This is a genomic window from Nonomuraea thailandensis (assembly GCF_024172165.1).
Taxonomy (GTDB): domain Bacteria; phylum Actinomycetota; class Actinomycetes; order Streptosporangiales; family Streptosporangiaceae; genus Nonomuraea; species Nonomuraea thailandensis.
Map to the genome: position 1 here is coordinate 181,924 of NZ_JAMZEB010000002.1, position 22,514 is coordinate 204,437.

Sequence of the window (22,514 nt, forward strand, 5' to 3'; positions counted from 1 at the left end):
TCAGGCGGCCGGAGTGGGCCCGCCGGGGAAGCGGATGACGTTCTTGCCGGTGTAGGCGTGCAGGTCGATCACCTTGGGATCGCTGGGGGGCCTGCGGCGACCGGCCGAACGGATGTCGCGGATCTTGTGCCGCGCGACAGGTGGCGGCACCGCCGCAAGCCTCTTCATCGTGAGCCCCCCGTGATGTTCCTGTTACCTCAGTTATCTACCGATACCCCCGTAAGTTCGGTGTAAGGAGCAGGTCAATAGGGAAGCCTGCGACCCGCCGGCGAGCGCAGATCCAGCTCTGCCGGCCAGGTGCGCCGCTTGGCCGCGGGCTTGGCGATCCTGACGCGTTTCATGCTCTCCCCTTCCGACGCCGCTGGGCGGCGGCATGACGGGTGTGAGGCCCGCCATGCGCGCCAACCTAATCCGGGCACGCGTGACCGCTCAATGCATTTCTACGGATGAGCGGGGGCTCCCGGTCAGTGGCCGGGAGTCAGGCGCGCCGTGACGCCGATGCGGTTCCAGGCGTTGATCATCGCGATGGCCACGATGAGCAGCCCGAGCTGCTTCTCGCTGTAGTGCTCGGCCGCCTGCTGCCACACCGCGTCCGGCACGGCCTCCCGGTCGGGCAGCCTGGTGGCCTCCTCCGTCAGCGCCAGCGCGGCCCGCTCCGCCGGGGTGAACACCGTGGCCTCGCGCCACGTCACCACCGACCACAGCCGCTCGTCGCTCTCACCGGCCTTCTTCATGTCACGGCTGTGCATGTCCACGCAGTAGCCGCAGCCGTTGATCTGGCTGGCACGCAGCTTGACCAGCTCGATCGTGGCGACGGGCAACTCGCTGTCGTGCAGCAGCTTCTCCACCGCCAGGAAGTGGTGGTAGGCCTCGGGCACCTGCTGGGCGACATTGATCCGCTGGGTCATGGTGAACCTCCTAGGTCTCGTCCGTACGCCAGCAGGACGGGGCAGCCCGTCCCGTTGTGACAGTTACGGCGAAAAAGGTTCTTCTGGACCGTCAGGAGACCCCTACCCCCGATCAGCCGTCGCAGTTGCCCCAGCTCTTGCGGCCGCCCCACGCCGTGACGCGGTTGTCGGGGTCGTGGGTCCAGCCCTCGTACCTGACGCACTTCCAGGCCCCGTCGATGTGCCCGGTCTCGGCGTAGTACTTGTAGCGCTGCGCGTCCTCGCTGCGGCCGCCGCCCCGGACCTCCAGGTAGGCGCCGGTGACCGTGCGCGTGCCGGTGTAGGCGGTCTTGATCGCGGCGACGCAGTTCTTGCCGCTGCGCTTGCTGTACATCAGGTACACATGACCGAACACGGCTCCGCCGCGCGTCCGCATCGCGCGGTGACCGTCCTTGACCCGGTGGAAGCCCTTGCCGCAGACGCGCTCGGGAGTGTACGCGGCCGTGGCGGCGTACGCGGAGGACGGGACGGCGGCGATACCGGCGGCGACGAGGCAGGCCGCGATGACCGAGCGGAGGAGCACGAGCTTCCCTTCGAAGGGCGATGTGGGCAAGGCTGATCTTTACTGAGTCCTGACCGGAATTTCAAGGAGTGCTGGTAGATGCCGTTGATCGCGGTCTGTGCGGCCTGGGCCGTGTTCTGGGGGTCGTGGTCGGCCCTGCTGCCCGCCGTCAAGCTGGAGCTCGGTCTCACGGCCGGCGAGCTCGGCCTGGCGCTCAGTGCCGTACCGGTGGGCGCCCTGCCGGCGATGACGCTGGCAGGGCGGCTGGCCAGGGGGCGCGAACGGGGCGCGCTGGCGACGACCATGATCCTGTTCGCGCTCGCCGTGGCCGCCATCGGGCCGGCGGGCGACGCCTGGCAGCTCGCGCTGGCCCTGCTGCTGGTCGGCGCCGCCAGCGGCGCCCTCGACATCACGCTGAACCTGGCCACGGGGCGCGCCGAGCGCGAGAGCGGCCGCCGCCTGTTCCAGCCGGTGCACGCCGCCTTCCCGGTCGCGGTCATCGCCGCGGCGCCGCTCACCGGCCTGGCCCGCTCGTACGGGCTCGGCGTCCCCACCGTGCTCCTGATCATCGCCCTGATCGTGGCCGCCACCTCGCTCACCCTCCTGGCCCTGCCCCTGGGGCGCGGGCTGCCGGAGCGCGGCGGGGGCGACGGGCGGCGGCTGTGGGGCGCGGCGGTGGTGCTCGGGGTGCTGGCCGCCTGCGTCCTGATCATCGAGAACTCGGTGGAGCAGTGGTCGGTCCTGCTGCTGGAGGAGCACCGGGGCGCCACGCCGCTGGTGGCCAGCGCCGCGCCCGCGGTCTACATGGCGGCGCTGACGGCTGGCCGGCTGGTCGCGCAGGCGCTGCCCAGGACGCCGCTCAACGTGTTGTTCCTGGTGGCGGGCCTCGGCGGCGGCGCCGGCATCGCGCTGGCCGGGCTCGGTGCGGGAGCGCTGGTCTCGCTGGCCGGGTTCGGGCTCACCGGGCTGGCGCTCGGGCCGGTGGTGCCGGCGCTGCTCAGCCGGGCCGCGGCCGACGACCCCAGCGGGACGATGGTGTGGGGGGTGTCCACGATCTCCTACACGGGGTTCGTGGTGAGCCCGCTGCTGGTGGCGGGCCTGAGCGGGTGGCTCGGCCTGCCCGTCGCGCTGGCCGCCCTGGGTCTGCTGGGCCTGCCCCTGGTCGCCCGGGCCGCCTTCGAGCGCCCGCGAGCCTGATTATGGTGCTTTCTTGGGGAAAAGAGACCACAGAACCGGGTATCCCCCTCGGCGGATCGACTGCGAAGGGGATCACCATGGCTGTCTGCGAGACCTGTGGTAACGACTACGACATGGCCTTCGAGGTGCACGCCCAGGGAGCGGTGCACACCTTCGACTGCTTCCAGTGCGCGATCGAGGCCATGGCGCCCGTCTGCGAGCACTGCGGCACCAAGGTCATCGGGCACGGCGTGCAGTCCGGCGAACACTGGTACTGCTGCGCCCACTGCGCGCGTGAGGAGGGCAGCGAGGGCATCGTCGACCGCGTCATGGCCGGCACCTCGGCCTGAGCGCCTGAGCGCCTGAGCGCCTGAGCGCCTGAGCGCCAGGGCGCCAGGGCGCCAGGGCACCTGAGGCGACGGCGGCGCGCGAAGCTAGGCGCTGAACGCGCCGAGCACCTCGCGCATGCGTGAGACCGCCGCGTCCAGCGGCTCCTGAGGCACAGGGGCGGCGAGATCGAGCGTGATGTCCCCGCCCTTGGTCTCCCACACCCCGGCGACCCGCCCCTCGTGGACGACCACGGGGGAGATCCAGCCTGCCTGCCTGCTCACCTTGGCCTTGAGCTCAGGCGGCAGCAGCGGTGCGAGGTCACGCGGCGCGCCCAGGATGTACTGGTCGAAGCCGGGCAGCAGGTGCACCTCGGCCGAAGGCGCGGTGGCGGCGAGGGAGTCGAGGTGCGCGGTCAGCGCCACCAGCGTGGCGCCGTCGTCGGTCTCCACCTCCGTCAGCTCGCGCTCCAGCTCCCGGAACCAGCCCTTCAGCACGGCCTTGGGAGCCGTCCCGCCGAAGAGCCACGTGTCGAACATCCGCGGCGTGGCCGGCCCGTGCGCGCCCAGGAACGCCCGCACCAGGCGCACCCCCGCCTCCTCCTGCGGCGGCAGCGAGCCGGGCCAGCCGGGAATCCAGGAACGCGGCGTGGTGAACGTCACCTTGCCCTCGCGCGGCGGCCCGTAGCACAGCTCACCGAGCCGGCTCAGCGGCTTGAGCAGCGCGCCCCAGCCGGAGGAGAGCGCTTCCCGCAGGTGCGCGTCACCGGTCCGCGCCACCACGGCGTCGACCAGCTCCTCCCTGGTCAGGGCCTGGTCGCCGAGCGCGGCGGGCACGGCGTCGAGGATGGCCGCGATCTCCCCGGCGGTGACGCCCTGGCCGCGCAGCCAGGCGCCCTTCTCCCAGAAGCGCAGCGTGCTCAGCGCCGCGCAGTAGTCGGCGAGCTGGTCCGACGGCACCAGGTGCAGAGTGCCGCCCCGCATGAGCCACGTCTTGACGAGCGTGCGATCGCTCCACAACGCCCGGTCGATCTCCCCGGGATCGGGCCGGGCGCTCCTGACGGCCACGGCGAGCCGGGCGGAGGAGGCGACCTGCGCCTGCACCCCGCACAGCCGCCGCGCGACCGCCACCGCGCCGGCGCCGTCGGCCGCGCTCACGAACTGCCTGCTCAACCGCCAGGCAAGGATCTGGGACCACGTCAGTTTCACCTGGCCATTACTACACCGGATCGCGGACAGGTTCAGTCCGTGAAACCGATGTCCTGGTAGCGCAGGTCGTCGAAGCCGCGCGCCCCGATGTTCGCCAGCTCCTTGCGCACGGCCACCATCTGCGGCCGCTGGTAGAGCGGCAGCACGTTCACCAGCTCCCAGATGAGCCGGTCGGCGGCCTGCGTGGCCGCGCGGGCGCGTACGGGGTCGAGGCTCTGGGCGGCCCTGCTCATGGCCTCGTCGATGGCCGGCGAGCCGGTGCGGCCGAAGTTGGCGTTCCAGTTCTGGCCGTTGGCGGCGTTGGCGTAGATGCCGAAGCTGCTGGAGACGGGGAAGGGCGTGCCGATGTAGGCGAACGGGGTGATGTCGAAGTTGCCGGGGATCACGTACTTGGTGAAGAAGTCGTCGCTGGGCACGGCCCTGATCGTGATCTTGACGCCGATCTGACCGAGCATGCTCTGCACCAGCTCGCCTTCCGCCTTGCTGATCTGCACCCCGGACGGCACCACGAACCGCAGGTCGAGAGGCTTGCCGTCCTTCTGCCTGACCGTGCCGTTCAGCCGCCACCCGGCGGCGTCCAGCATCTGCTTGGCCTTCTCGGGGTTGTAGGCGCCCAGCGCGCCCGCGTTGTCCTGGTAGCCCTCCTGGGTGTTCATGAAGAAGTGGTTGTTCAGCAGCGCGATCGGCCAGTCGAGGCCCTGCAGGTCCGACTGGGCGATGGCCTGGCGGTTGATGCCGAGCTGGATGGCCTGCCGGACGTTGCGGTCCTTGAGCAGCTCGCTGGAGCCGTTGAAGGTGAGGTGCCGGAAGTCGGGGCCGGCCGCCTGGCGTACCTGGGCGCCCGCGGTGGCCTTGGCGCGCGCGTAGTCGGGCGCGGACGTGCCGACGTCGATGACGTCGAGCTCGCCGTTGTTGAACGCCCCGATCAGCGAGTCCTGCTCCGAGGCCCGATAGATGATCTTGTCCAGCTTGGCCCGCTCGCCCCACCACGTGTCGTCCCGCACGATCGTGATGGTCTTGGCCGTCTGGTCGAACCCGCCGAACTTGAACGGCCCCGCCGTCACCGGGATCCGGTTCACCCACGCGTTGTTGAACGTCTGCGCGCTGCGGTTCGTGGCGGCCGGCAGCAGCGGCCCGAACAGCGCCTGCCAGTCACCGAACGGCTTGCGGAACGTCACCACCACCTCGTGGTCGTCCTTGCCCCGCGCCACCTTCTCGATGTCCTGGTAACCGGTCGAGGAGACGATGTGGAAGGCCGGGTCACGCCCGTTGAGCGCCTGCCACTGCGCCTGGTAGTCGGCCCACGTGATCGGCTTCCCGTCCGACCACCTGGCCTTCGGGTTCAGCGTGTACGTCACGACCTGCTTCGGCCGCTGCTCGGTGACCTTGGCGTCGAGCACGTAGTCGGGGTCGACCGCGATCTCCGCCTTCTCGTTGGACGTGAACGGCGACGGCAGCAGCGCGTTGCTGATCACGGCCGCCATCGCGAGGTTGCCGTCGACGTGGGTGCGGTTCCACTGGGTGGGGAACTCGTTGATGCCCCAGCGCAGCGTGCCGCCGTCCTTGACCTTCTCGCGCGGCTGTGGGTTGAGGTCGGAGGCTTTGATCGTCCGCTCGTCCCCGGCGCTCTCATGGCCCCCCGGCCCGCTGCCGTGGCCTCCACCGCAGCCCGCGGGCAGCAGCGAAGCCGCCACGGCGACGGCCACGGCCAGACGTGATGCTTTCATCGCGCGACATTCCTCCTGGATCGAGCGAGGTCTATACGACTTCGCGTCTCTCTGCGTAATGGCAGGCCGCACCCTGGTCCTCGCCCACAGGCCGCACCTCGGGCTCGACGCCGACGCAGAGCGCGCGCTCCGCGTCGGTGAGCTCGTTGCGGAACTTGGGGCACCTGGTGCGGAATCGACAGCCCGTCGGAGGGTTGGCCGGGCTGGGCAGGTCGCCTTCGAGCAGGATCCGCTCGCGGGCGCGCTCGCGTACCGGATCGGGCAGCGGGATCGCCGAGAGCAGCGCCTGGGTGTACGGATGGGCCGGGTTGTCGTAGACCGCGTCCACCTGGCCGAGCTCGGCGATCCTGCCGAGGTACATCACCGCCACCCGGTCGGCGATGTACCGCACCACCGCCAGGTCGTGCGCCACGAACAGGTAGGACAGCCCGAGCCTGGCCCTGAGCGAGCCGAGCAGGTTGATCACGCCGGCCTGGATCGACACGTCGAGCGCGGAGACCGGCTCGTCGAGCACGAGCAGCCGGGGCTCCAGCGCCAGCGCCCTGGCGATGCCGATGCGCTGCCGCTGCCCGCCGGAGAAGCCCTGCGGGTAGCGGGCGGCGTGGGAGGGGTCGAGGCCGACCAGGGCGAGCAGCTCGCGGACCCGCCGCCCCACGCCGGGCCGCCCGTGCGTACGCAGCGGCTCGGCCAGGATGTCGTGCACGGTCATGCGCGGGTCGAGCGAGGCCAGCGGATCCTGGAAGACGACCTGCATGTCGCGCCGGATCTCCCTGCGCTCGGCCCGGCCCAGCCTGGCGATGTCGTGCCCGAGCACCACGATGCCGCCCTCCTGGGGCGGGACCAGCTCCAGGATCTGCGTCAGCGTGGTCGTCTTGCCGCTGCCCGATTCGCCGACCAGGCCCAGCGTCTCGCCCTGCCGGATGTCGAAGCTGACCCCGGCCACCGCGTGCACGGTGCCCACCCGGCGCTTGAACACCGCCCCCTTGAGCAGGGGGTAGTCCTTGACCAGGTGGTGCACCTCCAGCACGCTGCGCTCGCCGCGCACGCTCAGCCGGGGGCCGCCGGACGGCGCCTCGTGCCGGCCCGGCCCGCGCGGATGCACCTCCTCCCACCGGATGCACGCCGCCCGGTGCGCCGGGCCCACCTCGAACAGCGGCGGCTCCTGCTCGTCGCACGCGCCGATCCGCATCGGGCAGCGCGGCGCGAACGGGCAGCCGGGCGGCAGCGCGGCGGGCGAGGGAGGGCTGCCCTCGATGGGCGTCAGCGGCTGCCGCCCGCGCCGGTCGACGCGCGGGACCGAGCCGAGCAGGCCCGCGGTGTACGGCATCCGCGTGCGGTAGTAGATGTCGTCCACGCCGCCCACCTCGACGGGCCGCCCGGCGTACATGACGAGCACCCGGTCGGCGAACCCGGCCACCACCCCGAGATCGTGGGTGATCATGATGATGGCCGCGCCGGTCTTGGCCTGCGCCCGCTTGAGCACCTCCAGCACCTGCGCCTGGATGGTCACGTCGAGCGCCGTGGTCGGCTCGTCGCAGATGATCACGTCGGGGTCGTTGGCGATGGCCATCGCGATCACCACGCGCTGCCGCATGCCGCCGGAGAACTCGTGCGGGAAGGCCAGCGCCCGCTCGGCCGGCCGCGGGATGCCCACCAGCTCCAGCAGCTCGATCGCCTTGACCAGGGCCGTCTCCTTGCCGACCCGCTGGTGCACGCGCACGGCCTCGGCGATCTGGTCGCCCACCCGGTAGACCGGGGTGAGGGCGGACAGCGGGTCCTGGAAGACCATCGAGATGGACTTGCCGCGGAAGGAGTTCAGGGCTCGCTCGGGTGCGCCGATCAGCTCCTTGCCGTGCAGGCGTACCGAGCCGGTGACGCGCGCCCCGGGCGGCAGCAGGCCCATCACGGCGGCAGAGGTGACCGACTTGCCCGAGCCTGACTCGCCCACGATGCCGAGCACCTCGCCCGGCCGTACGGCGTAGCTCACCCCGCGCACGGCGCGCACGTCGCCGAAGGACACGTTGAGGTCGGTGACCTCCAGCACCGGCTCGTCCATCACGCCTTCCCGGAGGAGGGGTCGAACGCGTCACGCAGCGCGTCGCCGACGAGGTTGACCGCCAGCACGGTGACCACCAGCAGCCCGGCCACGAACCAGAACGTCCACGGCGCGTACACCGCGGTCTTGGAGCCGTCGGCGATGAGCGTCCCGAACGACACGTCGGGCGGCTGGATGCCGAACCCGAAGTACGACAGCGACGTCTCGGTCAGGATCGCGCTGCTCACGTTGAGCGTGGCGTCCACGATGAGCAGCGACGACAGGTTGGGGATCACGTGGCGGAAGATGATCCGCACCGGCGGCACGCCCATGTAGCGGGCGGCCTGGACGAACTCGCGCTCCTTGACCGAGATCGCCATCCCGCGCACGATCTTCGAGGTCACCATCCACAGGAACAACGCCAGCATGACCACGAACAGCGGCCACTGCCCCGACCCGAACAGCGGCGACAGGATCGCCAGGATGAGGAACGCGGGCAGCACGAGCAGCAGGTCGGTCACCCAGCTCAGCACCCGGTCCGTCCAGCCCAGGAAGTAGCCCGCGAACGCGCCCACGACCGCCGCCAGCGCCGTGGAGACCAGGGCCGCCAGCAGCCCGACGACCAGCGACTTCTGCATGCCGCGCAGCGTCACGGCGAACACGTCGGAGCCCGTTTGGAGCGTTCCGAACCAGTGGCGGGCCGACGGTGGCTGCATGAACGCGGTGAAGTCCTTGTCGGTGTAGGTCCACGGGCTGAACAGCGGCCCCACGAAGGCCAGCAGGAACATCAGCGCCAGCACCGCGAACCCGATCAGCCCCTGAGTGGAGCGGAAGAACCGCCCGGCGACCATCCGCGACCTGGACGGCGCCCTGGTCAGCACGCCGTCGGCGAGCTCCTCCGCCTGCTCCTCCTCCGACAGCGTCATCAGGCCCGCACCCTCGGGTCGAGCGCGGCACGCAGGAGGTCGGCGGCCAGCGAGGCGCACAGGACGGCGACGGCGGCCAGCAGGGAGATGGCGGCGACGGTGTTGACGTCGTTGCTGAAGATCGAGTTGATGAGCTGCTCGCCCAGCCCGTGCCAGCCGAAGATCTTCTCCGTGAACGTGGCGCCCGTCAGCAGCGCCCCGAACGTGAACGCGAAGTAGGTCACCACCGGGATCATCGCGGTGCGCAGCGCGTGGCGGGTCAGCGCCTTGCGCCTGCTCAGCCCCTTGGCCCTGGCCGTGCGGACGAAGTCGGCGCCGAGCACGTCGAGCATCATGTTGCGCTGGTAGCGGCTGAAGACCGCGATCAGCCCCACCGACAGCGAGATCGTCGGCAGGACCAGGTGCTGCAGCCGGTCGACCGCCTGGTTCCACAGGCCCTCGACGTCGGCGCTGTACTCGCCGCTGACCAGGAGCACCTGGCGGCCGAACAGGTGCTGGTTGGCCCACGCCGCGACCAGGATCAGCATGTTGGCCAGCACCACCACCGGCACCGCGAGCACCAGGAACGACAGCCCGGTGGACAGCCGGTCGAACCAGCCGTACTGCCGCACGGCCGCCAGCGCGCCCACGAGCACGCCCAGCAGGCTGCCGCACAGCAGCCCGAGGATGACCAGCCGGAACGTCACGCCCATGCGGCGCTTGAGATCCTCGTTGACCGGCGCGCCCGCCACCGTGCGGCCGAAGTCGCCGCGCAGCACGCCGCCGGCCCAGACGGCGTAGCGCTGCAGCAGTGGCGTCTTGTCGTTGAGGTTGAGCGCGGCGAGCTGGGCGTCGACCACGGCGGGCGGCGGTTTGGGGGTGCGGTCGGCGTAGTTGGAGCGCGGGTCGAGCGCCGTCGCCGCCAGCAGGTAGGCGAGGCTGGCGGCCACGACCACGAGCACGGCGTAGTTGAGCAGCCTGCGGGCCAGGAACCCCGCCATCGCTCCCCCTCCTACGCGCCCCGCACGCACGACCGAGCCACCGGACTCATCGTAGTCACATTGCTACACCATGTGAGCCCCGCGCCGCACGGAACATGTGAAGAAGGTCAGCGTCCGGAGAGTTCGTCCACCGCTGTGCGCACGTCCTCGCTGGTGATCGTCGTCAGGTCGGCCGCGCTGGCGGAGCCGCCGCGCGAGGCGTGGGCGGCCAGCCGCACGTCGCGCCGCATGGCCGCCCGCTCGAACAGGGACCTGGCGAAGCGGCCGTTGCCCAGCCCGTCGATCAGCCGGTCCTCGCACACCCAGGTGAACACCTCGTCGAGCCGGTGCAGCGCCTCGTCGTCGAAGGTGTCGCCCGACTTCTCCGCCAGCAGCACCGCGATCTGCGACAGCTCGCGCGGGGAGTAGCTGGGGAAGGCCACGCGCTGGTTGAAGCGGCTGGCCAGGCCGGGGTTGGTGGCCAGGAACGCGTCCATCTCGCGCTCGTAGCCGGCCAGCACGACGACCAGCCGGTCGCGGTCGTCCTCGGCCCGCTTGAGCAGCGTCTGCACCGCCTCGGCGCCGAACGCGTCGCCGCCCTGGTAGCCGGGGTTGACCAGGCTGTAGGCCTCGTCGATGAACAGCACGCCGCCCAGCGCCCGGTCCACCAGCTCGTTGGTCTTGATGGCGGTCGCCCCGAGATGCTGGCCGACCAGGTCGGCCCGGTGCGCCTCCACCACGTCGGGCCTGGCCAGCAGGCCGAGCGCGGCGAAGACGCGGCCCAGCACGCGGGCGACCGTGGTCTTGCCGGTGCCCGGCGGGCCGACGAACACGAAGTGCCGCATCTGCTGCGGCGTGGGCAGCCCGCGCTCCTGGCGCATCCTGGCCACCTGGAGCTGGGCCGCGATCGCGTGCACCTGCCGCTTGACCGGAGCCAGCCCGGCCATCCTGTCGAGGTCGGCCAGCGCCTCCTCCAGCGTGGGCGTGGCCACGTAGCCGCGGAAGCGGGCGGTCAGCTCCTCGAACGCCTTGGTCACGTCGGGCGTGGTCGTGGTGACGAGGTCCTGCGTGCTCGGCGTGCCGCCGGCGCCCACCACCCGGACGTCGCGGGCCTGCGCGGAGGCCTCCACCAGGCTGCGCGCGAACCGGGCGTTGCCCAGCTCGTCGACCAGGCCGCGGCGGTGCACGTCGTCGTAGAGGCCGAGCAGCACCCGCTTGGTCGCCTCGTCCATCTGGTCGCCCCTGCGCCGCTGCAGCAGCTCTGTGACCTCGACCAGCTCGGCGGGGGAGTAGCCGGGAAAGCGCACCCGCGTGGCGAACCTGCTGGCCAGCCCGGGATTGCTGGTCAGGAACGAGCCCATCTCCTGCTCGTAGCCGGCCAGGATGATGATCAGCCGCTCGCGGTCGTCCTCGGCCCGCTTGAGCAGCGTCTGCACGGCCTCGGCGCCGAACCGGTCGGGCTGCCCGTCGGAGGAGTTGACCAGCCCGTACGCCTCGTCGATGAACAGCACGCCGCCCAGCGCCCGGTCCACCAGCTCGTTGGTCTTGATCGCGGTCGCGCCCAGGAACTCGCCCACCAGGTCGGCCCGCTGCGCCTCCACCACGTACGGCGTCTCCAGCAGGCCGAACGCGTAGAAGATCTTGGCCAGCGCGCGGGCCACGCTCGTCTTGCCGGTGCCGGGCGGGCCCACGAACACGAAGTGCCTGGTGGGCCGCTCGGCGGTGTAGCCGGCCTCGGCGCGCAGCCGCGACGCCTCGATGGAGGCGGCGATCGAGCGCACCTGCTCCTTGACCGGGGCCAGCCCGATCATGCTCTCCAGCTCGGCGAGCGCGTCCTCGACGGAGATCTGCGGCGGCGCGCCCGACCTGTCGTGGGGCGCCTCCGGCCTGCCCTCGCGGACCCTGACGCGCACCTGCTGCTCCTCGGCGAGGACGCTCTCCGCGCGGACCTTCCTGGCCAGCACGAACCGGTAGCCGAGGACGGCCACGGCGGCGGCGCAGGCCACCCAGACGGCCGTGCTGTCGGAGACGGGGGAGATCGCGGCGGCGAGCAGCCCGGCGGGCGCCAGCGCCATCAGCGTGCTCACCCACGGCGTCACCCAGCGGATGAGGTGCGCCGCTCCGGCGACGGGCAGGGCGAGGAAGACCATCACGTGCACGGTGGCCGCGCCGTCGGGGAACAGCCGCCCGAAGACCTGCAGCGCCAGCGCCATCCAGCCCGCCACGACCAGCGCGGTGGCGGCGGCCCTGGGATAGCGCATGGTCAGCGCCACGAACGCGAGCAGCAGGAGCACGAGGGGGAAGGTCTTGAGCAGGTCCCACCCGAGGGCTGCGCCCACGCCCATGGTGACCACGAGCGCGGCCACGTAGAGCACCCGGCGCACGGCCGGGGGAATCTGGAAATACCGCAGCCGAACCTTCTCGAACAGATCCCGCGCCGCGGCCCGCCCCGCGGTCTGGGCCCTGCCGGACTCACGCATCACGCCTCCCCGGTCCGCCCCCGGTTATACCGCACGGGACCGACTGTTGGGCGGTCCTGACACGCTAGGTGGAGGTCACGAAAAGGGCTATCTGACGCCCGAGTTCGGGCCCCGCGTCCTCCTGGAGGAAGTGCCCGGCGCCCTTGATCACGGGATGTCGCAGGCCAGCCGTGCCGCGCAGCGATTTGCGCAAGATGGGAGCCATGCCCCCCGTGATCGGGTCCCCGTCGGAGAAGGCCACCAGGAACGGCCTGTCGAGTGTGGTGAGAACCTGCCAGGCAGCGCGGTTGGCGGGAGCGGCGGGGTCGTCGGGCGCGATCGGGACCAGCCCGGGCATCGCCCGCGGCCCCGCCTTGTACGACTCGTCGGGAAACGGCGCGTCGTAGGCCGCCCGCACCTCCTTCGGCAGCTCGCTCCCGCACCCGGCCTGGACGAGCCTGCCGACGTCCAGCACCGGGGCCTTGAGCACCGCGTTCCTGAAGCGGTGCCACACCTCGGGCATGGGAATGTCACCCGTCGGCAAGCCCGTGTTGGCGGCCACGATCCGCGCCACGCGCTCCGGGTGCTCGGCGGCCAGCCGCAGGCCGATCAGCCCGCCCCAGTCCTGGCCGACCACGGTCATGCCGCTCAGGCCGAGCGCGTCGAGCAGCAGCGCCCGGGTCCACTCGACGTGCCGGGCGTAGGTGTGGTCGGCGAGGTCCGCGGGCTTGTCGGAGCGGCCGAACCCGATCAGGTCCGGCGCGATCGCGCGCAGCCCGGCCGCGGCCAGCTCGGCCATGACGTGCCGGTAGAGGAAGGACCAGCTCGGCTCGCCGTGCAGCAGCACGACGGGCTCGCCGCCGGTGGGGCCGGCCTCGACGTAGGCCATGCGCAGGCCGTCGCCGACCTCGGCGTAACGGGGCTCGTAGGGGAAGCCGGGCAGGTCGGTGAAGCGATCGTCCGGCGTGCGCAGGATCCGCATAGAACAAGGTTCTACCCGCTGGTGCCGCCCCGCGCCAGAGCGCACCCACCGCGTCAGCGGCGCTGGTGCCGTCCGGGGAACTCGCCGAACAGCACCTGCTTGGGCGTCACGCGCAGCACGTCGGAGTCGGCCCTGGCGACGCCGCGCACCTCGACCCAGAACCGCCGCTGCAGCGGATCGGTGGCGAACACCGCCACCCTCGGGTCCTCCTCGATCGCCGCCCACGCCGCCGTCTCGGCGATCAGCCGCAGCTCACCGGAGGAGGTGACGGACGCCACCGCGCCCGCGACCCGGGGCCCGAGCGCGTCCCCGTACGACAGCACGATGCTGCGGGCGTAGGAGAAGGTCTGGCGCACCTCGGGGTCCAGCGCCACCGACGGCCCGGCGCCCACGGGCAGGTCGCACATGAGCAGGGAGGAACGCCACGGCCCCGGCCCGCCCCGCCACCACGCCTGCAGCCCCCGCAGCAGGAACACCAGCGCAGCGGCGGCCAGCGCGCCGAGCCCGATCCGCCACGCCCACGCCCCCGACCAGGCCCCCGACCAGGCCTCCGACGGCGCCTGCGACCACCGGGCCCCGCCCGCTGTCCCGAAGAGCCCTTCCGCCGCCCCGAGCAGCCCGCCCGCCGCGCAGGCCACGGCCGCGGGCACGACCAGCCAGGTCGCGGCGGCCAGCCACGGATCACCCCGCTGGTGGCCGCGGCGCCGGGCACGCAGGTAACCCCGCACCACCGGGTACGGCACCGCCACCGCGGCCACCGCCGCCCGCGGCTCCACCACCAGCGCCCCCGCCACCACCGCCACCAGCACCGACCAGGTCCGGCCGAGCACGATCCACAGGGCCACCCCCGCGTTGCGCCGGGCGGTCCGCTCGCTCTCCCGCGCCGGCTCCGTCACGGCCAGCGCCCGCAGCGGGCGCCCCCGCCACGACTCGGCCAGGGCCCGCACCGCCGCCAGCGCGGGCCACCCCAGCACGACGATGCCCGCCAGCCCGGCCCAGACGGGATCGAACGAGGGCGGCAGCACCCGTACGGCGCCGAGCAGCAGCCACGCGGCGAACGCCACCACCGACAGGGCCGCCGACACCACCGACACCCCGAGCCAGGGGTCCCGGCCCAGCATCGCCCCCGCGTACGGCCAGACGCCGACCCGCCGCGCCTGCCGCACCGTGAGCGGCACCAGCAGCAGGAGCACCGCGCAACCGGCGAGCCTGGCCTCGGCGCCCCGGTCGAGCAGCAGCGCGCACGCGGCGATCCCCAGCGTGGCCACGGCGAGCAGCAGCCGCACCTGGCGGGACCAGACCTCCAGCGCGCGCCTGGCCCGGCCCGTCTCGCGCGGGTCGACCGGCCAGGCCGGGTCGTGGTGCGGCCGGGGCCGGTCCCAGCGCAGCAGCGCCAGTCCGAGGTTGACGCGGGCCTGCGGGGCCTCGGGGTCGATGGCGAGCGCGGCCCGGTAGGAGTGCTCGGCCCGCGCGTGGTCGCCGCGCAGCAGGGCGAGGTCGCCGAGCATGATCTCGGGCCCCGCCTCCTCGGGTGCGAACTTCCTGGCCAGCTCGGCCTGCTCGACCGCCTCCGCCCACCGCCCGGGCGCCCGGCGCAGCACCGCGGCCAGGCGCAGCCGGGCCTGCCACGAGCCACGGGCCAGCTCCACCGCCCGCTCGGCGGCGGGCACGGCCTCGGCCTCGCGGCCCAGCCGTTCGTGGGCCAGGCTGATCAGCCGGTGCGCCCACTCGGAGCCGGGGTCGAGGTCGGCGGCGCGGCGGGCGGCGTCCAGAGCGGACTCGGGGCGGCCGGCGTTCAGCCTGGTCAGGGCCTCCTCGCACCATTCGCGTGAGGACCGGTCGGGATGGTTGCCTGTTTTGCCGCTTTCGTCGGTCCCCACGCGTCCCATGATCGGCTGGCGGGCCAATGTTGGATAGATCCAGACATATGGCTGTATCTCTCTAGAGAGGTGTGCGGTGACCGTGGATCGGCCGATACCGCTATCACAACCCCCCGGCATGGCCTAAGCTGCCACGCAAGCCGGGAGCGCCGGAATCAGGCCGCAGAGCTCGGGAGGAGCGAGAGACGAGCCGCGGTTCCGCCGCCGCCGACCACCAGCACGTGCGGGCCCTGTGAAGCGGATCGGCCTGCGAGGAGGCCCATGACCGTCACACAGGCCGCATCCTTCGTACGCACTGCCGACCGAAGCCCCCAGGACCGCCGCTGGTCCATTCTGGTGCTGCTCTGTCTGGCCCTGCTGCTGATCACGGTCGACGCCACCGTCCTGCACATCGCGGTCCCCGCGCTCACGGCCGCGCTCGAACCCTCCGCGGTGCAACTGCTGTGGATCATCGACGTCTACTCGCTGGTGGTCGCGCCGCTGCTGATCATGTTCGGCACGCTCGGCGACAAGTACGGTCGCAAGCGGCTCGTGCTGTACGGCATGGTGCTGTTCGGCCTCGCCTCGGCCGCGGCCGCGTGGGCACCGACCCCGCTGACCCTGATCCTGGCCAGGGCGCTGCTCGGCGTGGGCGGCGCGATGATCATGCCGGCCACGCTCTCGCTCATCCGGCAGGTCTTCACCGACCGGCGCGAGCGCGCCATCGCCCTGGGCGTCTGGAGCGCCGTCGCGGCGGCGGGCGCCGCCGTCGGGCCGCTCATCGGCGGCGTGCTCGTCGGCATCTGGTGGGGCGCGGTCTTCCTGATCAACGTGCCGATCCTGCTGGTGCTGCTGCCCGCCGCGATGCGGCTGCTGCCCGAGTCGCGCGAGCGTCGCCACCGGCCCTGGGACGCCGTCAGCGCCGTCCTGTCGGTGGCCGGCATCCTGGCACTGGCGTTCGGGCTGAAGGAGGCGGGCTCGGGCAGCCTGATGCCGTTCTGGGCGTCGGTCGCGGTGTTCCTGGCCGGGGTGGGGCTGCTGGTCGCGTTCGTCCGGCGGCAGACCCGGCTGCCGGCGCCGTTCCTGGAGATCGGCCTGTTCAGGCGGCGGGAGTTCACGACCGGCGTGGCGGGGGTGCTGCTCGGCGTGTTCGCGCTGGTGGGCCTGCAGCTCATGCTCGCCCAGTACCTGCAACTCGTCCTCGGCGACAGCCCCGTGCGCGCGGCGCTGCGGATGTTGCCGCTGGTCCTGTCGGCCATCGCCGGCGGGCTCGCCGCCGCCCACATCCTGCCCAGGCTCGGCATGCGGGCCACCATGAGCGGCGGCCTCGGCCTCGTCGCGCTGGCCCTGACCCCCACCCTGAGCTGGGGTGTCGAGGGTCATCCCGTGATGCTGGCGGTGTGCTTCGTGGGCATCGGGTTCGGCGTGCAGGTGGCGCTGCTCGCCGCCTCCGACACGATCATGGCCGCCGCCCCCGAGTCCCAGGCGGGCGGGGCCGCGGCCATCGAGGAGACCGCGTACGAGCTGGGGGCCGGCCTGGGCGTGGCCGTGCTCGGCACGATCACCACGATCGTGTACGCCCCCGGCCTGCCGTCCGTGCCCGGCGTGCCGGAGGGCGGCATGGACAAGGCCAGACAGTCGCTGGCCGCCGCCGCGCACGTCGCGGACGAGGTCGGCGGCTCGGCCGGCGGCGCGCTGCTCGACGCCGCCCGGTGGGCCTTCGTCAACGCCCTGCACACGACCGTGGTCGTGAGCGTCGTCCTGCTCAGCCTGACCGCCGCCGTGGTGGCCATGCTGCTCAGCCGTGATTGAGGTGTGCCATGTCCCGATTAGGGCAGACAACTACCGTGAAACAGGTCCTCCGTGATCTTGCTGCTTTAGTCGCCCGCATCGGTGTGGGCGGTATTTTCTTCGCCAACGGGTGGACCAAGCTGGAAGACGGGCTGAAGATCACCGGGGCGAAGTTCCTGGAGCAGGGCGCCCCCGCGCCCGGCGCCTGGGCCACGGTCACCATGCTCGCCGAGCTCATCGGCGGCGCGCTGCTCATCGCCGGCCTGGCGGTCTCCGCGACGGGGCTGATCCTCTTCGCCGAGGCGCTGGCGGTCTTCCTGGTCGCCCCGCCGCTCAATCCCATCACCATGAACGAGCTCATCCTGCTCGGCGCCGCCTCGCTCCTGCTCGCCGTGGTCGGCGCGGGCCGCATCTCGGTGGACCACATGGTGGTGATCCGCCGGAGGGAGTCGGAGGCGGCCAGCGAGTTCGCCGCCGACAACGAGGCCGACCGGGTCATCGCCTCGCTCAGGGAGCCGGAGGAGTCCCCGCCGCCGGAGCCCGAGCCGGAGATCTCGCCCACCGAGGACACGGCGCCGCACCCGCGGCCCCGCGGGCAGGTGGAGCAGAAACGCAACGAGGAGCCCGCTCCGGCCCCCGCGCCGCCGGGTGACACGCTGGTGGCGGGCCGCAAGAAGCCTCAGGCCCGTACGCGCCGCACCTCGACCGAGTAGCACGTATCGGGGCGAGTCTTCGGATCTTCCCCCGATACGTCGCCACGCTCCCCGCCCCATGGCGCTGACGAGAGCCCTGACGGTCGTGCCCCTCGCCGCGGTCGCCGCGGGATGTCAGCTCGCCGGCCCGCCTGTCGGTGGACGTGCACATCCCGAACGTGGGGACGCCGGCGAATGTACCGATCTCTTGGCGTCGCGGCCGCGCTGCTCGGCCCGCTCAGCCCCACACAGCCGCCGCCGACCTTCGACGAGGCCACGCTGACCGGCAAGGCCAGGAGCCGCCTGCGACAGGCGGCGGGCTCGCTGAAGGCCGAGGCGGGCAAGCAGGGTCGACGGATACACCGACGCGAGGGGCTCCGGCTCCTGCAACCTGGAGCTGACGGCGGCGACAACCCCGAGGGCCGCGCCAGGAACCGCAGGGTGGAGATGAGCTTCACCCGGTGAATATCCTGTCGGCACAGCCGAGCGGGGAGCCGAAGATGACAGGCAGGGCGCGGGCGACGGTCAGGGACGTCGCGGCCGAGACGGGCCTGTCCATCGCCACCGTCTCCCGCGTGCTCAACGGCCAGTCGAACGTCGCCCCGCACACCCGCGAGCTGGTGCTGCAGGCGGTCGGCCGGCTCGGCGACCAGGCGCCCCGGCCGCGCGCCACGCCCGACGCCCGGGGCGGTGCGGTGTACGTGCGCTGCCCGTACGTGCTGACCGACTACTTCGGGCTGATCGTCTCCTCGGTGGGCGAGACGATCGAGCTGCACGGCAGGCAGATGATCCTCGGGGCGGGGGAGGCGGCGCAGCGCAGCGCGGTGCTGCCGGGCCTGCCCGACCGGCAGGGTGTCGCGGGCGCGATCCTCGTCCTGCCGCCCGAGCCGGGCGAGGAGCTCGTACGCCTGCGCGACCGCGGCTTCCCCTTCGTGGTGATCGACCCGCGCACGCCGCCGCCGAAGGACATCGTGGCCGTCTCGGCCGCGCACTTCGCGGGTGGCCGCAAGCTGATGGCGCACGTGGTGGAGCTGGGCCACCGGCGGGTCGGGATCATCGGCGGCCCGGTGAAGTGGCTGCCCAGCGAGGCCAGGCTGGCCGGCTACACCGCCTCGCTGGCCGACGCCGGCGTGCTGCCGGCCCCCGAGCTGCTGCGCCACGTGCCCGAGCCGAACATCGAGCACGGCTACCTGTCGGCCCGCGAGCTGCTCGGCCTGCCGGACCGGCCGACGGCGCTGGTGGCGTTCAACGACAAGATGGCGGTCGGCGCGCTGCGCGCGGCGGCCGAGGCCGGGCTGAGCGTGCCCGGCGACCTGTCGGTGGCGGGCTTCGACGACATCGACATCAGCAGGGCGGCCTCGCCCGCCCTGACCACCGTGCGCCAGCCTCTGGAGGAGATGGGCCGGATGGCGGTCACCCTGCTGATGCGGCTGCTCAGCAGGCACACGCTGGAGGCGCTGCACGTATCCCTCGGCACCGAGCTGGTCGTGCGCGGCTCCACGGGCCCGGCCCCGCGCTGACTGTTTCATTCGTTACATCGGTTGACTCGCCGTCTTGACCCGTGCTCTGCTGCTCAGTGCAAGGCAGTGTTACACCTTTGTTTCATTTGTTACAAGGGCATCACCCCCCGGCCCTGAGAGGACCTCTGCCGTGTCCAGAATTCTTCTGGCGCTCGCCTGCGCGCTCGCCCTGGTGGCCGCCGCGCCCCTGCCGGCCGCCGCCGCGAACGAGCCGGTGAACGTCTGGCTCACCACCACCTCCGACTCCGGTGGCCGCACCGTCACCCGCGGCCTGGCCCAGCAGGCCCCGATCGCCTTCGGCCCCGCCGGCGGCTCCGCGAACCACACGATCACCGTCAACGAGGGCACCACGTACCAGCAGTTCGAGGGCGGCGGCGCGTCGATCACCGACACCACCGCCCACCTGCTGCGGGGCGGCCCCGTCAGCGCCGCCACGCGCGACGCTGTCATGCGCAGGCTGTTCCATCCCACGGACGGGATCGGCCTGTCGTTCGTGCGCAACCCGATCGGCGCCTCCGACCTGTCGCGCCCCGGCATGGTCTCGCTCGACGACACCTGCTGCGACCTGAACGACTTCGGCGCCAACGGCTACGACACGAACGTGCGCCTGCTCACCGCCCAGGCCAAGCAGCTCAACCCGGCCCTGCGCGTCAAGGGCGTGCCGTGGAGCGCGCCCGGCTGGATGAAGGACAACGGCCGGATGGACCAGATGGGCTGGCTCAAGTGGGAGCACTACGGCACCTACGCCCAGTACCTGGTCAAGTACGTGCAGAGCTACCAGGCCGCCGGCGTGCCCGTGGACTACGTCTCCGTCCAGAACGAGCCCAACTGCTGCCAGGCGTCCAACCCGACGGCGATGAACTACCCCGGCATGTCCTGGAACGCCTCCGGCCTGATCGAGCTCACCAAGAACTTCGTCTACCCCGCCTTCCGGGCCGCCGGCATCAACACCAAGATCCTCGTCCACGACTGGAACTACGGCGACTACGCCCAGATCGGCCAGCCCATCCTGGCCGACGCCACGCTCAGGAACGACCCCCTGTTCGGCGGCATCGCCTGGCACGGCTACTGGGGTGACCCGGCCGTCGGCACCCAGGTGCACAACCAGTACCCGTCGGTCAGGCAGTTCAGCACCGAGCACTCGGGCGGCACCTGGATCGCCAACCAGCACAACGAGGACCTGGCCGACATCGTGTCCTACGCCCGCAACTGGAGCGGCAGCCTGGTCAAGTGGAGCCTGGCGCTCAACCAGAACATGGGCCCGCACAACGGCGGCTGCGGCACCTGCACCGGCCTGATCACCGTGCAGGAGGGCGGCTCCCGCGCCGGCCAGGTGGACTACACGATCGAGTACTACACGACCGGCCACCTGACCAAGTTCGTCAGGCCGGGCGCCTACCGCATCGACTCCACGGCCAGCGCCGCGATCCAGAACGTCGCCTACCGCAACCCCGACGGCTCCAAGGCCCTGATCGCCCACAACGGCGGCACCTCAGCCCAGTCCGTCAGGGTCGACTGGGGCGGCCAGTCCTTCCTCTACACGCTGCCCGCCCGCACCACGGCCACGTTCACCTGGCCGGGAACGACGTCTTCAGGCGGCCGGATCACCGGGCCGGCCGGCAAGTGCCTGGACGTGGCGGGCGGCAGCAGCGCCGACGGCGCCGCCGTACAGCTCTACACCTGCAACGGCACCGCCGCCCAGCAGTGGACCCGTCCCGGCGACGGCACGCTGCGCGCCCTCGGCAAGTGCCTCGACGTCCGCGACCACGGCACGGCCGACGGCAGCCGGTTGCAGCTCTGGTCCTGCACCGGCGCCGCCAACCAGCAGTGGACCCACACCGCGGCCCGCGACCTGGTGAACCCGGCGGCGGACAAGTGCGCCGACGTCACCGGCAACACCAGTGCCGACGGCACCCCCGTGCAGCTCTGGACCTGCACGGGCGCCGCCAACCAGAAGTGGACCCTGCCGTAGGACCAGGGGCCCGGCTCACATCTCCGCGGTGAGCCGGGCCACCGTCCGCATCTTGTTCATCGCGTCCAGTGCCGCCACCTTGTACGACTCCGCCAGCGTCGGATAGTTGAACACCGCATTGACCAGGTAGTCCACGGTCCCGCCGCAGCCCATGACCGTCTGCCCGATGTGCACCAGCTCCGTCGCCTGCGTGCCGAACACGTGCACGCCCAGCAGCCGCCGGTCCTCCGAGGACACCAGCAGCTTGAGCATCCCGTACGAGTCGCCGATGATCTGCCCGCGCGCGAGCTCCCGGTACCGCGAGATGCCCACCTCGAACGGCACCTTGTCCCGGGTCAGCTCGTCCTCCGACCTCCCGACGAAGCTGATCTCGGGGATGGTGTAGATGCCGATCGGCGGCAGGTCGTGCAGGTCGCCGGCCGGCTCCCCGCAGGCGTGCTGCGCGGCCAGCCGCCCCTGCTCCATCGAGGTGGCCGCCAGCGCGGGGAAGCCGATCACGTCGCCCACGGCGTAGATGTGCGGCACCTCGGTGGCGTAGTTCTCGTCCACCCTGATCCGGCCCCGGTCGTCGGCGGCCAGGCCGGCGGCCCCCAGGTTGAGCTCGGCCGTCTTGCCCTGGCGGCCCGCCGAGTACATGACGCAGTCGGCCGGGATCTTCTTGCCGCTCTCCAGCAGGGTCAGCGCGCCGCGCGGGCGGCGCTCGACGGCCGCCACGTTCTCACCGAACCTGAAGGTCACCGCCAGGTCGCGCAGGTGGTACTTGAGCGCCTCGACGATCTCCAGGTCGCAGAACTCCAGCATGCGCTCGCGCCGTTCCACCACCGTCACCTTGGTGCCGAGCGCGGCGAACATGGAGGCGTACTCGATGCCGATCACCCCGGCGCCCACCACGACCAGCGTCTCCGGCACCTTGTCCAGGTGCAGGATGGCGTCGGAGTCGATCACCGTCCTGTCGTCGAACTCGACGCTGGACGGGCGGGCGGGGGAGGTGCCCGTGGCGATCACGATCTTGTCGGCGGTGACCTTCTTCTCCTCCTCCTCGCCGGTGATCCCGATCGTGTGCTCGTCGAGGAAGCGGCCGGTGCCATGCAGCACCGTCACGTGGTTGCGGGCGAGCTGGCTGCGGATCACCTGGATCTCGCGGCCGATCACGTGCTGGGTGCGCATGCCGAGGTCGGCGACCGTGATCTCGTCCTTGACGCGGTAGCTGGCGCCGTACAGCTCCCGCTGGTTGAGCCCCGTGAGGTAGAGGACGGCCTCGCGCAGCGTCTTGGACGGGATCGTGCCCGTGTTGATGCACACGCCGCCGATCATGTGCCGTTTCTCGACCATCGCGACGCGCCTGCCGAGTTTCGCCGCCGCGATCGCGGCCTTCTGCCCACCTGGTCCCGAGCCGAGGACCACCACATCAAAGTCCGCCACGCCGTCCAGT

The 22,514-nt window shown here is 72.0% G+C and carries 19 protein-coding genes; 7 read left to right on the top strand and 12 right to left on the bottom strand.

Annotation, left to right across the window (positions count from 1 at the left end):
* From HD597_RS04950 to HD597_RS04960, 3 genes are all read right to left on the bottom strand, one after another.
* Positions 1–168, bottom strand: coding sequence for a hypothetical protein (locus HD597_RS04950; RefSeq protein ID WP_253740511.1), 168 nt, complete (start codon positions 166–168; stop codon positions 1–3).
* Positions 169–464: 296 nt separating this feature from the next.
* A complete protein-coding gene (locus tag HD597_RS04955; protein ID WP_253740512.1) occupies positions 465–908 on the bottom strand; it encodes a carboxymuconolactone decarboxylase family protein in 444 nt (147 codons plus the stop codon).
* Between the two features lie 112 nt (positions 909–1,020).
* Positions 1,021–1,500 (bottom strand): hypothetical protein, encoded by a 480-nt coding sequence (locus HD597_RS04960; protein ID WP_253740513.1) that lies wholly within the window; start codon positions 1,498–1,500, stop codon positions 1,021–1,023.
* A gap of 48 nt (positions 1,501–1,548) precedes the next feature.
* Between HD597_RS04960 and HD597_RS04965 the strand changes: the two genes are divergently transcribed.
* Both HD597_RS04965 and HD597_RS04970 read left to right on the top strand, forming a co-directional pair.
* Positions 1,549–2,646 carry an MFS transporter gene (locus HD597_RS04965; protein WP_253740514.1) on the top strand — a complete coding sequence of 366 codons (1,098 nt, stop codon included), beginning with the start codon at positions 1,549–1,551 and terminating at the stop codon, positions 2,644–2,646.
* A gap of 77 nt (positions 2,647–2,723) precedes the next feature.
* Positions 2,724–2,975 carry a metallothionein gene (locus HD597_RS04970; protein ID WP_253740515.1) on the top strand — a complete coding sequence of 84 codons (252 nt, stop codon included), beginning with the start codon at positions 2,724–2,726 and terminating at the stop codon, positions 2,973–2,975.
* 84 nt (positions 2,976–3,059) lie between these two features.
* Here the strand turns inward: HD597_RS04970 and HD597_RS04975 are convergent, their stop codons facing one another.
* From HD597_RS04975 to HD597_RS05010, 8 genes are all read right to left on the bottom strand, one after another.
* Entirely contained in the window at positions 3,060–4,160 is a 1,101-nt protein-coding gene (locus tag HD597_RS04975) for a winged helix DNA-binding domain-containing protein (RefSeq protein ID WP_253740516.1), read from the bottom strand.
* A gap of 32 nt (positions 4,161–4,192) precedes the next feature.
* Positions 4,193–5,887 carry an ABC transporter family substrate-binding protein gene (locus tag HD597_RS04980; protein ID WP_253740517.1) on the bottom strand — a complete coding sequence of 565 codons (1,695 nt, stop codon included), beginning with the start codon at positions 5,885–5,887 and terminating at the stop codon, positions 4,193–4,195.
* 31 nt (positions 5,888–5,918) lie between these two features.
* Complete coding sequence (locus HD597_RS04985; protein ID WP_253740518.1) at positions 5,919–7,943, bottom strand: dipeptide ABC transporter ATP-binding protein; 2,025 nt, start codon at positions 7,941–7,943, stop codon at positions 5,919–5,921.
* Positions 7,943–8,848 carry an ABC transporter permease gene (locus HD597_RS04990; RefSeq protein ID WP_253740519.1) on the bottom strand — a complete coding sequence of 302 codons (906 nt, stop codon included), beginning with the start codon at positions 8,846–8,848 and terminating at the stop codon, positions 7,943–7,945. The genes HD597_RS04985 and HD597_RS04990 overlap by 1 nt, the downstream gene beginning before the upstream one ends.
* Positions 8,848–9,828 (bottom strand): ABC transporter permease, encoded by a 981-nt coding sequence (locus HD597_RS04995; protein ID WP_253740520.1) that lies wholly within the window; start codon positions 9,826–9,828, stop codon positions 8,848–8,850. Before HD597_RS04995 ends, HD597_RS04990 begins: the two co-directional genes overlap by 1 nt.
* A gap of 107 nt (positions 9,829–9,935) precedes the next feature.
* Positions 9,936–12,287 carry an AAA family ATPase gene (locus tag HD597_RS05000; RefSeq protein ID WP_253740521.1) on the bottom strand — a complete coding sequence of 784 codons (2,352 nt, stop codon included), beginning with the start codon at positions 12,285–12,287 and terminating at the stop codon, positions 9,936–9,938.
* A gap of 64 nt (positions 12,288–12,351) precedes the next feature.
* The gene (locus HD597_RS05005) at positions 12,352–13,248 is read right to left on the bottom strand and encodes a haloalkane dehalogenase (protein ID WP_253740522.1); all 897 of its coding nucleotides are present in this window, start codon (positions 13,246–13,248) and stop codon (positions 12,352–12,354) included.
* A 53-nt stretch (positions 13,249–13,301) separates the two neighbouring features.
* Entirely contained in the window at positions 13,302–15,128 is a 1,827-nt protein-coding gene (locus tag HD597_RS05010; protein WP_253740523.1) for a CHAT domain-containing protein, read from the bottom strand.
* A gap of 261 nt (positions 15,129–15,389) precedes the next feature.
* Between HD597_RS05010 and HD597_RS05015 the strand changes: the two genes are divergently transcribed.
* From HD597_RS05015 to HD597_RS05035, 5 genes are all read left to right on the top strand, one after another.
* Complete coding sequence (locus HD597_RS05015; RefSeq protein WP_253740524.1) at positions 15,390–16,919, top strand: MFS transporter; 1,530 nt, start codon at positions 15,390–15,392, stop codon at positions 16,917–16,919.
* A gap of 8 nt (positions 16,920–16,927) precedes the next feature.
* Positions 16,928–17,611 carry a DoxX family protein gene (locus HD597_RS05020; protein WP_276082828.1) on the top strand — a complete coding sequence of 228 codons (684 nt, stop codon included), beginning with the start codon at positions 16,928–16,930 and terminating at the stop codon, positions 17,609–17,611.
* A 174-nt stretch (positions 17,612–17,785) separates the two neighbouring features.
* Positions 17,786–18,055: a hypothetical protein gene (locus tag HD597_RS05025; RefSeq protein ID WP_253740526.1), complete on the top strand. Its 270-nt coding sequence runs from the start codon at positions 17,786–17,788 to the stop codon at positions 18,053–18,055.
* 35 nt (positions 18,056–18,090) lie between these two features.
* Entirely contained in the window at positions 18,091–19,110 is a 1,020-nt protein-coding gene (locus HD597_RS05030) for a LacI family DNA-binding transcriptional regulator (RefSeq protein ID WP_253740527.1), read from the top strand.
* A 130-nt stretch (positions 19,111–19,240) separates the two neighbouring features.
* Positions 19,241–21,082: a ricin-type beta-trefoil lectin domain protein gene (locus HD597_RS05035; protein WP_253740528.1), complete on the top strand. Its 1,842-nt coding sequence runs from the start codon at positions 19,241–19,243 to the stop codon at positions 21,080–21,082.
* A gap of 15 nt (positions 21,083–21,097) precedes the next feature.
* On the opposite strand, the gene sthA is transcribed toward HD597_RS05035, so the two are convergent.
* On the bottom strand, positions 21,098–22,504 hold the full coding sequence (sthA, locus tag HD597_RS05040) for a Si-specific NAD(P)(+) transhydrogenase (protein ID WP_253740529.1): 1,407 nt from the start codon (positions 22,502–22,504) through the stop codon (positions 21,098–21,100).
* Between the last annotated feature and the right edge of the window lie 10 nt (positions 22,505–22,514).

Excerpts from the sequence above, each read along its gene's own strand:
- HD597_RS04950 (WP_253740511.1), bottom strand. The coding sequence starts at position 168 with ATGAAGAGGCTTGCGGCGGTGCCGCCACCTGTCGCGCGGCACAAGATC.
- HD597_RS04955 (WP_253740512.1), bottom strand. The coding sequence starts at position 908 with ATGACCCAGCGGATCAATGTCGCCCAGCAGGTGCCCGAGGCCTACCAC.
- HD597_RS04965 (WP_253740514.1), top strand. The coding sequence starts at position 1,549 with ATGCCGTTGATCGCGGTCTGTGCGGCCTGGGCCGTGTTCTGGGGGTCG.
- HD597_RS04970 (WP_253740515.1), top strand. The coding sequence starts at position 2,724 with ATGGCTGTCTGCGAGACCTGTGGTAACGACTACGACATGGCCTTCGAG.
- HD597_RS04980 (WP_253740517.1), bottom strand. The coding sequence starts at position 5,887 with ATGAAAGCATCACGTCTGGCCGTGGCCGTCGCCGTGGCGGCTTCGCTG.
- HD597_RS04985 (WP_253740518.1), bottom strand. The coding sequence starts at position 7,943 with ATGGACGAGCCGGTGCTGGAGGTCACCGACCTCAACGTGTCCTTCGGC.
- HD597_RS04990 (WP_253740519.1), bottom strand. The coding sequence starts at position 8,848 with ATGACGCTGTCGGAGGAGGAGCAGGCGGAGGAGCTCGCCGACGGCGTG.
- HD597_RS04995 (WP_253740520.1), bottom strand. The coding sequence starts at position 9,828 with ATGGCGGGGTTCCTGGCCCGCAGGCTGCTCAACTACGCCGTGCTCGTG.
- HD597_RS05000 (WP_253740521.1), bottom strand. The coding sequence starts at position 12,287 with ATGCGTGAGTCCGGCAGGGCCCAGACCGCGGGGCGGGCCGCGGCGCGG.
- HD597_RS05005 (WP_253740522.1), bottom strand. The coding sequence starts at position 13,248 with ATGCGGATCCTGCGCACGCCGGACGATCGCTTCACCGACCTGCCCGGC.
- HD597_RS05015 (WP_253740524.1), top strand. The coding sequence starts at position 15,390 with ATGACCGTCACACAGGCCGCATCCTTCGTACGCACTGCCGACCGAAGC.
- HD597_RS05020 (WP_276082828.1), top strand. The coding sequence starts at position 16,928 with ATGTCCCGATTAGGGCAGACAACTACCGTGAAACAGGTCCTCCGTGAT.
- HD597_RS05025 (WP_253740526.1), top strand. The coding sequence starts at position 17,786 with ATGTACCGATCTCTTGGCGTCGCGGCCGCGCTGCTCGGCCCGCTCAGC.
- HD597_RS05030 (WP_253740527.1), top strand. The coding sequence starts at position 18,091 with ATGACAGGCAGGGCGCGGGCGACGGTCAGGGACGTCGCGGCCGAGACG.